The organism is Wujia sp. (assembly GCF_056872695.1).
Genome location: NZ_DBMFCD010000001.1, coordinates 489628 through 502581, shown reverse-complemented (window position 1 = coordinate 502581; position 12954 = coordinate 489628). Strand labels below are relative to the sequence as shown.

The 12954-nt window shown below is 37.6% G+C and carries 11 protein-coding genes and 1 CRISPR repeat array (1 of these 12 only partly in view); all 11 genes read left to right on the top strand.

Annotated features, from left to right (window positions below):
- The first annotated feature begins 5 nt into the window (after nucleotides 1-5).
- The 11 genes from ACZQK9_RS02265 (at nucleotide 6) to cas2 (ending at nucleotide 12330) form a co-directional block, all read left to right on the top strand.
- Nucleotides 6-923, top strand: a complete 918-nt coding sequence (locus ACZQK9_RS02265; RefSeq protein WP_483269473.1) for an RluA family pseudouridine synthase — start codon at nucleotides 6-8, stop codon at nucleotides 921-923.
- Between the two features lie 202 nt (nucleotides 924-1125).
- On the top strand, nucleotides 1126-2880 hold the full coding sequence (locus tag ACZQK9_RS02260; protein ID WP_483269472.1) for a 1-deoxy-D-xylulose-5-phosphate synthase: 1755 nt from the start codon (nucleotides 1126-1128) through the stop codon (nucleotides 2878-2880).
- Nucleotides 2881-3187: 307 nt separating this feature from the next.
- On the top strand, nucleotides 3188-3463 hold the full coding sequence (locus ACZQK9_RS02255) for an acylphosphatase (protein WP_483269471.1): 276 nt from the start codon (nucleotides 3188-3190) through the stop codon (nucleotides 3461-3463).
- A gap of 513 nt (nucleotides 3464-3976) precedes the next feature.
- The gene (gene cas6 / locus ACZQK9_RS02250) at nucleotides 3977-4711 is read left to right on the top strand and encodes a CRISPR-associated endoribonuclease Cas6 (protein WP_483269470.1); all 735 of its coding nucleotides are present in this window, start codon (nucleotides 3977-3979) and stop codon (nucleotides 4709-4711) included.
- 7 nt (nucleotides 4712-4718) lie between these two features.
- Nucleotides 4719-6182 carry a type I CRISPR-associated protein Cas8a1/Csx8 gene (cas8a1, locus tag ACZQK9_RS02245; protein ID WP_483269469.1) on the top strand — a complete coding sequence of 488 codons (1464 nt, stop codon included), beginning with the start codon at nucleotides 4719-4721 and terminating at the stop codon, nucleotides 6180-6182.
- Between the two features lies 1 nt (nucleotide 6183).
- Nucleotides 6184-7071, top strand: a complete 888-nt coding sequence (gene cas7i, locus ACZQK9_RS02240) for a type I-B CRISPR-associated protein Cas7/Cst2/DevR (RefSeq protein ID WP_483269468.1) — start codon at nucleotides 6184-6186, stop codon at nucleotides 7069-7071.
- Between the two features lie 15 nt (nucleotides 7072-7086).
- A complete protein-coding gene (cas5, locus tag ACZQK9_RS02235; protein ID WP_483269467.1) occupies nucleotides 7087-8172 on the top strand; it encodes a CRISPR-associated protein Cas5 in 1086 nt (361 codons plus the stop codon).
- Between the two features lie 60 nt (nucleotides 8173-8232).
- A complete protein-coding gene (cas3, locus tag ACZQK9_RS02230) occupies nucleotides 8233-10512 on the top strand; it encodes a CRISPR-associated helicase Cas3' (protein WP_483269466.1) in 2280 nt (759 codons plus the stop codon).
- Between the two features lie 16 nt (nucleotides 10513-10528).
- Complete coding sequence (locus ACZQK9_RS02225) at nucleotides 10529-11026, top strand: CRISPR-associated protein Cas4 (protein ID WP_483269465.1); 498 nt, start codon at nucleotides 10529-10531, stop codon at nucleotides 11024-11026.
- 15 nt (nucleotides 11027-11041) lie between these two features.
- Nucleotides 11042-12034, top strand: a complete 993-nt coding sequence (cas1b, locus tag ACZQK9_RS02220) for a type I-B CRISPR-associated endonuclease Cas1b (RefSeq protein WP_483269464.1) — start codon at nucleotides 11042-11044, stop codon at nucleotides 12032-12034.
- 17 nt (nucleotides 12035-12051) lie between these two features.
- Nucleotides 12052-12330, top strand: coding sequence for a CRISPR-associated endonuclease Cas2 (gene cas2, locus ACZQK9_RS02215; protein ID WP_483269463.1), 279 nt, complete (start codon nucleotides 12052-12054; stop codon nucleotides 12328-12330).
- A gap of 180 nt (nucleotides 12331-12510) precedes the next feature.
- A CRISPR array of direct repeats spans nucleotides 12511-12954; the repeat unit is 30 nt; unit sequence GTATAGATTTAACCAGAATGGAATGTAAAG; it runs 2081 nt beyond the window's last position.

Sequence of the window (12954 nt, the reverse complement as noted above, 5' to 3'; positions counted from 1 at the left end):
ACAATATGGAAACTTACAATTATACAGTCGGCGCAGTTTCCGCAGACATCGGTACGCGGCTGGACAAATATCTGACCGAACAGATACCTGACCAGTCGCGTTCGTATATCCAGAAGCTGTTAGATGACAATTTCATAACCGTAAATGGCAGATCCGTCAAATCCAATTACAAGCTCCGGGCCGGCGATGCGATTGCTGTCGAGATCCCGGACGCAGAAGAATTAGATATTGAGCCGGAGGATATTCCACTCGATATCGTCTATGAGGACGATGATATCATCGTCGTCAACAAACCGAAGGGCATGGTCGTACATCCGGCACCGGGGCATACAAGCGGAACGCTTGTTAACGCCCTGATGTATCATTGCAAGGATTCCTTATCCTCGATCAACGGGGTATTACGTCCGGGAATTGTCCATCGGATCGATATGGATACGACAGGCCTTTTGGTTGCCTGCAAAAGCGACCAGGCACACCGGGTACTATCTGATAAATTCAAAGTACATGACATTCACCGTGTCTACACAGCGATCGTCTACAATCAGTTTGCCACAGATGAGGGAACGATCGACAAACCAATCGCAAGACACAAAACCGACCGCAAGAAGATGGCCATCGATCCAAACGGCAGACATGCTGTCACACATTACCGTGTGATTGAACGGTTAAAGCAGAACTTCTCCCTTGTGGAATGCGAGCTTGAAACCGGACGGACACACCAGATCCGTGTCCATATGGCAAGCATCAATCATCCATTGCTTGGGGATGAGGTGTATGGACCAAAACAGAAGCCTTTTGCAACACAGGGACAGGTATTACATGCAGGGGTACTCGGATTCGACCACCCAATCACCGGAGAATACATGGAATGGCATGCAGAACTTCCGAATTATTTTCAGGAGATTTTGAAGCGGCTTCGATAAACGGACTTTTTGACGCTTATAGGATATAAGTAGGGATTTTTATGAACACAATTATCCGGTAACGATTTATAATTTATAAAAAATTTTTCTTGACCTAAAGCTAAGTTTAGGTTGTATAGTAAATACAGATAGGATGAATAACGATAGTATTCATCCTTTTTTAAGAGATAATAATAAGAAAATTTCAGGAGGAACAAACGTTATGTACATTGAGAAAATCAACGGTCCAGAGGATGTGAAGAAGCTTTCAAACGACGAACTTACAAGCTTAGCTGCTGAGATGCGTCAGGCACTTTTGAAGCGTGCCAGCATCCACGGCGGACATTTCGGTCCAAACTTCGGTATGGTAGAAGCAACGATTGCTTTGCACTATGTATTTGAATCTCCGAAGGATAAATTCGTGTTTGACGTATCTCATCAGACCTACCCACACAAGATGCTTACTGGCAGAAAGGACGCGTATCTCTACGAAGATCATTACGACGATGTATCCGGCTACAGCAACCCGGAAGAAAGTGACCATGACCATTTTGTGATTGGTCATACATCTACCTCTATCAGCTTAGCATGTGGTCTTGCAAAGGGGCGTGATGTGCGAGGCGAGAGCGGAAATGTGATTGCAATCATCGGCGATGGATCCTTGAGCGGTGGTGAAGCATTAGAAGGACTTGATTTTGCATCCGAGCTGCAGAGCAACCTGATCATCGTTGTGAACGATAACGATATGTCGATCGCAGAAAATCACGGTGGTCTCTACCAGAACTTAAAGCTCCTGCGTGAGACAAACGGACAGGCAGAATGTAACCTTTTTAAGGCGATGGAACTTGACTATGTGTATGTTCATGAGGGGAATGATATTCAGGCGTTAATCAAGGCGTTTGAGAGCGTCAAGGACAGCGTAAAACCAGTTGTGGTACACATTCGTACCCTGAAAGGAAAAGGCTACAAGCTCGCCGAAACACACAAGGAAGAGTGGCACTGGCATCTGCCGTTTGATATCGAGACCGGCGAGGTAATCGCAGATTTTGGTGGTGAGGATTATTCCAGCGTTACCTGTGACTACCTGATGAAGAAAATGAAAGAAGATCCAAGTGTTGTGACCATCACATCTGCCACACCGACGGTAATGGGCTTCACGGAAGATAAGCGAAAGGAAGCGGGCAGACAATTCGTGGATGTCGGAATCGCCGAGGAAACAGCTGTGGCACTCGCCTCCGGTATTGCGAAAAGCGGTGGCAAACCGGTCTACGGCGTATACAGCACATTTATCCAGAGAACCTATGACCAGCTGGCACAGGATCTGTGTGTAAACGGCAATCCGGCAACGATCCTGACATTTTCAGCATCCATTTATGGTATGAACGACGTCACACACCTTGGCATCTATGATATCCCTATGATGGCAAATATCCCGGAACTTGTCTACCTCGCACCAACGACAAAGGAAGAGTACCTTGCCATGTTAGACTGGAGTATCGCCCAGACAGAGCATCCGGTTGCCATCCGCGTACCGGGAGGTGCATTTGTCTCCGACGGTAAGGCTGTCACAAAAGACTTCTCAAAGCTGAACAAGTATGAGATCACGAAGCAGGGCAGCAAGGTCGCTATCATCGGGCTTGGTTCGTTCTACGGACTCGGTATAGACGCAGCCAAAGCACTGAAAGAAGCAACCGGCATCGAAGCAACGATTATCAATCCGTATTACATTACCGGTCTTGATGAGGCTATGCTCGAAGACTTAAAGGCTAATCACGAGGTGGTTATCACGCTCGAAGACGGTATATTAGACGGTGGTTTCGGCGAGAAGATTACCTGGTTCTACGGAGCTTCTGATATGAAGGTATTGAACTTCGGTATCAAGAAGGAATTCCTCGACCGTTATGATGTAAATGACGTATTAAAGGACAATCATCTGACCGTGGAACAGATTGTGGATGATGTGAAGAAGTGTCTGTAATGTAAATAACGATACACGCGGAAAGAGATAATTATTTCTATGGGAATGATTATCTCTTTCTTATTTCATTGCACCAGCAAGAAAAATGTCTTATAATTAAATAATTATTGGTTATGAAGAGGAAAACACATTTCGTGTGTTTTCAAAGTGTAAAGCGAGCAAAAAAACACACTTAGGAAGCTTATCAATACATCCCGAAACGAATAGTGTGTTTTCGAGAGAAGAAATAAGTGAAAAAACACATTTTGTGTGTTTCCAGAATGAAAGCAAGCAAGAAAAACACATATAATAAAAAATGGAGAACAACATGGCAGATATCGTCAGAAAACATATCATATTTCACGGAAGCGTGCAGGGTGTCGGCTTCCGGTATTATTCCGAACACAAAGCCAACCAGCTCCAGCTTACCGGTTGGGTAAAGAACCTCTATAACGGAGATGTCGAGATGGAAGTGCAGGGATCACAAGCAGCCATCGACGAGCTGGTGGCATTCCTCGCCGGACGCCGATTTGTCCAGATCACCGGGATGGATGTTAAGAAGCTGGATGTGGTGGAAGAGGAGCGAAAGTTTGGGATTGATTAATCCGCATTCAAAGATAATTTCAACAACACGCAAGCAGCCGCGTATCTGTTATGGATATGCGGCTTTATTGTATTTATGAACTTATTGTGTTCCATGGATATTTTTGTTGTTTCTTGTAAATATTTGTAGTAAAATTATTTTATATTGATGGGGGATTATTATTGGGGATATTTTATAAAAATCTGAAATTTTCTTAAATAAAATCCAAAAAGTGATTACAAGTCCGTTTTTATGTACAGTTGATAGTGTATTATACTCAAAAAGAGGATATAGCTAGCAAATCCAACGGATATTTATCACGCTATAAAATTACATTTCCAATATGGTTAAATTAAAAAATGTTAAATAAATTATATTCAATTAACATTCCAATATGAATAAACATATGAATTATATCTAGATTTTATTTTAATGTCAAATCGTTTTACATAAATTATATTCATGGTTAAATATTGACTTTAAAAAAATATATGCTATACCTATAGCATAAACTACATGAAAGGAGGAGCTAAAATGAAGTTTCAATTATCATTCAAATTAAAAAGCTGCGTCTTACCCATAGACTATAGAAGAAGTTTTCTGTCGTTCATAAAGCATTGTTTGTCAAATGCAAATGATGGTAAATACTTTTCTGACTTCTATGGACCAGCCAAAGAAAAGGCTTTTTGCTTTTCAACTATCTTCGACCAGCCGAACTACACATCGGATCATATTGAGGTTACAAGCCCGAAAATGTCAATTGTATTTTCCAGCCCGGATACGAGAACCGGATTTATTCTGTATTCAGCATTTGCGGCACAAAAGGGAAAAGCATATCCTTTGCCGATGGATAATCAAATGACCTTAACTCGAATAGCCCAATTAAAAGAAGATGTCGTTCGAGGCAATAAATTATTGGTTAAAATGAGCGAACCATTATGTATTCGGAGTCATAATCCTGAAACAAACAAAGACTGGTACTATTCCTGTAGAGCCGGAGACCAGTTTCTGACTGAATGCCAGAGAGTAATTTCATATGAGTTACAGCATGCCGGATTCTCAGAGAGCTTATCTCAGGTATCAATGACACCAATAAACGCCAGAAGCATCGTTGTGAAGCATTATGGAATCAACATTGAGTGTTCTATCGGGGATTTTGAATTAACTGGAAATTCTGCGGCTTTGGACTATCTGTTGAAAGCAGGAATTGGTTCCCGTCGATCCAGTGGCTTTGGAGTTGCAAAAATAATCGCTCAGGAGGAGGTGTAACCAGACTATGAAAGTAACAATAGAACATCCGTTATATGACACATTGCTTCTTCCAACCGAATGGCGCTATTCCGCAGCAATCGTTGGTTTAATTCGTTTTTTTGATTTCATTGAAGAGACGGAAGGCAAGAAGCTATATACATATACAAATGATGAGGATAAAGATCGATATGCTGTATATTCCGATATATGCGGCTACATACAGGGGATTCAATATAACAGCACAGATCTGACAGAAGAACGATACTTACTATTTTGCGAAAACTGGTATGATAGAGAATTTCAGCACCGAAATGTAGAATGGTTGTTAACACACATCAAAGAGTTTTCACAAGATAACATAAATGATATTAATTCTTACCTAAGTGGGACTTCTTCGAATACAGTTATGAAGAAGTTATTTAAGGGCATAAAATTCGATGGGACAAACACTGACACCATACTCAATTTAATTGACGAACATCGACTGGAACTAATCAAAGAAACCTTTCGTTATAAAACAACGATGTATCGAAATTTTGCAAACACAAATAAATTGATGTCTGACACGAATCCACATTGTCGTTTGCTTAGCTATGATCTTGATGAAGGTAGAAAAAGTAAAGCGGCTTCATACTATTTTGATACTTCTACATTTATTGCAAGCGATATATGCGAATTTGATTTTATACCATTTGCATTTACTTATACGAAAATAGGATTCTTCGTAAACAGCAATACTTCCATTGACGCACTTGTCAAATGTAATAATCAATTAAAAGAAAAGATGGATGTAGAAGATCAGATTATCAACAACCGAGTGGTTCGTGATGGAGACCAGACAAAACTGATTAAGGCAATGTTACACTCAGACGATTTCTTGAATTGCGACGTGGAGATTATATGCAAAGATCGAGAACAGGAATCTTTTGATACAATGCTGATTCGAAAGCAGGCATTGCAGAGATTGAAAAAAATATACGACAACTATAATTTACGCTATGTACATAAATACAACTACAATTATTGGTTGAATGTTGAGGAGGAGCTTATACGCTGTTGCTTAAATTATACATATTTAGACAAGCTTCTCGAACAGCTATTATTGCTTAGTCGTATGGATACAGAGAGCAGAACGATTCAGATTATACAACCATTGGTACAAATCAATATGGAATGGAAAGGAGTGAACCAAACTATGCAGGATACAATTGAGCGAGCAAAAAAGGCAGGGTATTATATTGGAAAAACAATCAAAGAGAAAAATGGAGAGAACAAAGCGAAAAGTTATAAGAACAAATTGATAAATGCTACGGTTTCCCACGATCGTGAGCGTGTTCTCGAAATTATGCTTCAGTTATCTGGTTATACAGACGGTGAAATATCTACTATTTATGATATTCTTGACAACTCTGACAATTGGTCAGATATCGCAATCAGTTTTACAAATGCTATGATTCCATACACCAAGAAAGAAAAGGAGGAAAACTAATATGAAGAAAAATGCTTTAACATTAACAATTGTTGCCAACATGACAAGTAATTATGGTGAGGGACTTGGTAATGCATCCAGTATCCAGAAAATCTATAAGAATCAAAAAGAATATGCTATGCGTAGCAGAGAAAGTCTGAAAAATGCAATCTGCGTACAAGCCGGATTGTATGATGACTTGGAGACATCTTTGGACAAGGTAATGCAGAAGAAAGTTACGGAAGAATTAAATGCTTCCAATTGCCGTGCCTTAGAAGGCGGTTATATGTCTACACAGGGATTGACTTATGTTCGGAACAGTTCCTTCTATTTGACAGACGCCATTGCGGTTGATTCCTTCATCAATGAGTTACGTTTCCATAATAACTTATATCTGGCGAGCACGCATGCCAAAAACAACAATCTCAGCATTCAGAATGATGCAGCAGAAACAGGACTCATGCCATATCAGTATGAATACGACAAATCATTGAAGGTTTATAGCATCACAATTGATTTGGATAAGATCGGCGTTGACGAGAATTTCCACGCAGAAGCTGATAATTCAGAAAAGGCATTTCGTGTAAATGCTATCTTAGATGCAATTGCCAACCTTTCTTTGGTCGTAAAGGGAAATCTTGATAATGCTGAACCATTATTTGTGATTGGCGGCTTATCCTACAGAAAAACACATTTCTTCGAAAATGTGGTCAATGTAAAGAACGCATCCCTGATTCTGGAAGATGGCATCAAAGAAAAACTGCACAGTGAGAAGGGAGACTTCCATTCTGGCGTTTTGAAATGCGGTATCTTTGCAAATGAGAATGACATTGTCAGAGAATTAAACGCTATGCAGACTGATGATTTCTTTAAGCAGCTTAAAGATCAGGTTAACTCTTATTACGCATAGTAAGGGGGATTTTTTATGAAAGCACTACGCATCAAGCTCACACAAACTTCTGCGAATTACCGAAGAGAAGAGACCGTTGATAACCGTATGACATATCCATTGCCTCCTTATTCAACCGTTATTGGGGCGATTCATAAGGCTTGTGGATTTACCTCTTATCATCCTATGGATATAAGTATCCAAGGGGATTATCAGAGCATGCAGAAAGAAGTCTATCTTGATCATTGCATATTAAATTCGCTGCAAAATGACAGAGGTATCCTTATCAAGATGTGCAACAGTCAAACTGTATCAAATGGATATGTGGAGGTCGCTGCTGCAAAAAAATCGCAGGGTAACGATTTTCGCAAGGGAGAATATATCGACGTATATCATCCCGAATATTTAGACGAATACCGTGCACTCAAAGATCTGGCAGATAAGATAGGAGCTTACAAAAAGGATAAATTAAAACCTTTTCTTGAGCATGTAAAAAAGCACCGGCAGTATTTAAGCGATTTGAAAAAGGATCTGAATCCTTCTACTGAGCAGACAAAGATTCAGGCGCTATCAAAACAGGAAGTCAAGTGGAAAACCATAGAGAAGAATGTTAAAAGGAATGTAGAAACGTATGAGAGAGAACATTACAAATATCCTATATCTCTTTTTCGTACTCTGACTACTGCACCGAAAACATACGAGACACTTTATGGAATCACATTGATTTTACATATTCACGCAGATGATGATACCCTTGCCTGTATCTATGATCACATCGATGATCTTACATCAATTGGTAGAAGCGAAGATTTTGTAAATGTAGAAGAGTGCAGTTATACAGAATTAAAGGAAATTGATGATAACTACACATGCGACATGCATATGTATATTCCTTCAAATGCCCTTTCAGAAGCTATTGATTCAGATAGTATCAATTTGAATGGACAAAACGGAATCCCCGGCTGTGGAACTAATTTTTTACTCAATAAAGATTATGTACTTGCAGACAATAAACGTATCTTTAATAAAAAATTAGTATGCTATATCTCAAAATTCAACATATTTGATGCAGTCAGCGGAATATATGCAGATGATAATTCAAATATTGTAGCACTTGTATAGTAATTAATAATTTAACCAAATTGGAATTTGAATCAAAATCTGACAGGAGGTAATGCATTTATGGACAACAACGATTTTCAAAATTTGCTGAATACTTATTGGGCTAAATCTCCAGATACAAATGGAGTGGCAGAAACCATATCAGAACACACTACGTGTGTTCTGAAAGAGGCAGACCGGCTTGTTCAGCTTGGTTACATCTCTGACGATTTATACAATCTTCTACATTATGCCTGTGAAAAACATGATTATGGTAAGGTGAATGAACATATGCAGACGCGCCTACATAATAAAAGCATCCGCTTTGATCCTGATTCAGAGGTACAGCATAATCTTTTATCAGCGTTATTTATCGACGACCACGATTTCGGTAATTCGGAAGATTTTATTTCCGTTTTATATGCTGTTTTATACCATCATGATAACCATTATGATAATTCATCCTTTGCCTATATATTATCGCATTCGAATCAATTAATAGATGCATTTCATGAGGAATATAAAGATGTTTTACCTAATAGCATAAACCGAAAAGCACTTACCATTATAAATAAATTTATTCAATTGCAGGAAGATAATACAATGCAATCCATCCCTATCGATAAAGTAAATTTGTACAATAAAATGACACTTATGAAAGGATTGCTTCACAAGTGCGACTACAGTGCAAGTGCGCATCTTCCATGTGAATATAAGAACGATTTTCTTACAGGTTCTCTGAACGATTTATTACACACTTGGGGACAATCTGCATCCTGGAATGAATTACAGATATTTATGCAGGAAAATTCCGATAAAAATGTCATTGTAACTGCGCCTACCGGAAGTGGAAAGACAGAGGCAGGATTATTGTGGGCTGGAAACAATAAATGTATCTTTGTTCTTCCATTAAAAACAGCAATCAATGCCATGTATGAACGAATTGGAAAAACTATATTGCAAAATCACAACCTCGATTCTCGGCTTGCCTTACTACATTCTGATACACAAACCTATTATCTTACAAATAAAGATGACAACACAGATATTGATAATGTGCTTACTTATGTGACTGCAAGTAAGCAATTATCGCTTCCAATTACCATTTCAACGTTGGATCAGATATTTGATTTTGTACTAAAGTATTATGGATATGAATTAAAGCTTAGTACATATTCATATTCCAAAATCATCATTGATGAAATTCAGATGTACTCACCGGATCTGCTTGCATATCTGGTTCTGGGCGTCAAAAAGATCATAGAATTCGGTGGAAAAGTAGCAGTTCTGACCGCAACGTTGCCTCCATATGCAAGAAAGAAACTGGAGGAAGTTATGGGAGAAGATGTAGCATGTAATAGCTTTATTGATACAGTAAAGCCCAGACATAATGTGAAAGTTATAGACTCTACCTTAAATGCTGATGATATTTTAAGATTTTGGGATGAAAAGAGAATGGAAGAGAGCTGTAAAATTCTTGTTATCTGCAATTGTATAAAAACAGCTCAAAGGTTATATATGGAACTGAGCTCTGCTGGAATTGATAATATTCATTTGCTTCACAGTCGATTTATCAATCAAGATCGTGCAAAAAAAGAAGCGGAGATTCTGCGAACAGGACAAACAGCCACAAACGCGCACGAAATATGGATTGCAACCTCTGTTGTCGAAGCAAGCTTAGACATTGATTTTGATTATCTATTCACAGAATTATTGGATCTGTTTTCTTTATTCCAGAGATTTGGTCGAGTAAACAGAAAAGAGTTAAAATCCATTGAACATGTAAATTGCTTTGTATATACGCAATTGCAAGATTCTGCCTTAGATCATGATTTTGTCGATATAGATATTTACCAATATTCCAAGGAAGCAATCGATACTGTGTCTGGTGTATTAAATGAAAGTGAAAAACAAAATCTGATTAACAAATATTTATCATATGAACGCTTAAATCAATCCGGATATGCCCGCAACTACGAAAATATGTACAATGAATTAAGTAAATTATATCTAAACGAAAAAAATCAAATTCCTATACGTGATATTAATAATATAGATATTATTCCATATGATGTCTATAAATCTAATACTCATGTGTTTGAACAGGCAAATCATATCATCCAATCAGGGAAATATACTTTGGAAGAACGACTGAATGCTATGGCTGATATTCGAAATTATATTGTATCTATTCCTAGTTATTTCTTAAACAAGAAAAATAACGATTGCATTCATAAATATTTTAAAATTAATCGCTATACCTCTATTCCGATCGTACATTGCGATTATGATCATTTAATGGGATTTATAAATATCCGGCATCCAGAGCAGATTCAAAATTCTCGGAGCAATTTTATATAATAGGAAAGGAGATTCTATGACTAAGGAAGAAATAAGTGGAATCATGATTTACTACTATTATGTATGTAAAAAAAAATTATGGTATTATCTCCATGAAATAAGAATGGAAGCCGGAAATGAAAATGTGGAACTCGGAAAGCTACTTGATACATTTTCTTACGATCGAGACAACAAACACATCATGATCAACGGCGTAATCAATATTGATTTCCTGCGCGGCAATCATGTATTACACGAGATTAAGAAGAGCAAAAGCATTGAAGAAGCAAGTATCATGCAGGTAAAATATTATTTATATTATCTGCATCAACGTGGAGTGACCGATATCAGTGCCAAAATTGATTATCCACTCTTAAAACAAAGTATCATTGTAGAACTGAATGATGAGGATTTTCCTATTATAGAAAAAGTCTTAACTGATATATTAGATTATGCAGCTTCCGAACAAACACCACCGAAAGAAGAAACTACGATATGCAAAAAATGTGCTTATCATGACCTTTGCTATATTTAACGAAAGGGGATATACATGGAAGAAACCTATTATATTTTTACGAATGGAAGCCTTGCCAGAAAAGATAATACATTACGTTTTATATCAGAAGATGGAAACAAACGTGATCTTCCAATTGAGAATATTTCGGATATTTACATTTTTTCGGAAATGAATCTGAATATCAGCCTATTAAATTTGCTTTCTAAAATGGGGATTTCCGTTCATTTTTTTAACTATTATCAGTACTATATTGGCAGCTTCTATCCAAAAGAGCAGAAACTTGCAGGTAAATTATTAACACAACAGGTAGAGCATTACTTAAATCCTGAAAAACGACTATTCATTGCACAAGCGTTTATCAATTCTGCTTCCTACAACATCTTTCGAAATCTCAGATATTACAATGGACGCGGCAAAAATGTACAGCCTTACATGGATCAGATCGTTGAATACAGAAAATACATACCGAAATCAGAATCCATTACCGAACTGATGGGAATTGAGGGAAATATCAGGAAAACATATTATCAGGCTTGGAATACCATCATTGACCAGAATATTGATTTCAACAAACGGGTGATGCACCCACCAGATAATATGATCAACAGCTTGATTTCATTTGTCAATTCACTGATATATACAAAAGTTTTAACAGAAATCTATAAAACGCAAATGAATCCAACGATTAGCTATTTACATGAACCGGGTGCGAAACGATTTTCCCTTGCATTGGATATTTCAGAAATATTCAAGCCTTTGATTGGTGATCGGTTAATCTTTTCGTTACTAAATCGAAACCAAATAACTGAGCAAAGCTTTGTAAATGAGCTTAATGGTTTACAGCTCAAAAAATCGGCTATTCAAACGATTGTAGAAGAGTTAGATACTCGTCTGCAGACAACCATCAAGCATCGAGATCTGAACAAGTATGTATCTTATCAATATTTAATGCGGCTTGAAGTTTTCAAGCTGATCAAACATTTGACCAGAGAGAAAGAGTACACCGGATTTGAAATATGGTGGTAGGAAAGGAGCGATTACTCATGTATGTTATTCTTGTTTATGATATTGTCACGGATGAGGAAGGCAAAAGGATTCTTCCGAAAGTATTTAAGATATGCAAAAAATATCTGACGCATATCCAGCATTCGGTGTTTGAGGGCAATATCAGTACGCCTAAAATAACAGCTCTGAAGAATGAATTGAAACAATTTATCCGCAAAGATGTGGACTCCGTTATTCTCTTTTCCTCCCGTGATGAGCGATGGCTGAAAAAGGAATTTATTGGTCTTAATGATGATAAAACATCCCGTTTTATTTGATTTGTCGACCTGCAATTTCGAAAAAAGTATTGCACATCGACAAAATACGTAATTACTTAGTTAATATACAAATAGGTCTGTATTTATTAGATTTATTTGATATACTAAATATGTATAATATCGAGGTCGACAAAAAGATGATGTTTTAGCCGCTGATATTAAGGTTCTGTGATTATACGAGTATAGATTTAACCAGAATGGAATGTAAAGGGATCGAATGTCATAAAAGCTGTTTCGGTACTTGGGTATAGATTTAACCAGAATGGAATGTAAAGCCATCAGTACCCGGTATCCTTCGTTAGCAAGTCCCAGTATAGATTTAACCAGAATGGAATGTAAAGGTTCATCTTCTGTGACTGCAACGTCGTAACTATCTTGTATAGATTTAACCAGAATGGAATGTAAAGGTGGTTTTGCAAAAACCATAAAATTGACTTATTGGTATAGATTTAACCAGAATGGAATGTAAAGTATTTACAAACATGTATGGTACGACAAGGAAGGATAGTATAGATTTAACCAGAATGGAATGTAAAGACATGATAAAAGCCAGCATTGTACAAGATCTTTTTAGTATAGATTTAACCAGAATGGAATGTAAAGCGAGAAGTTCACCGGCGCATT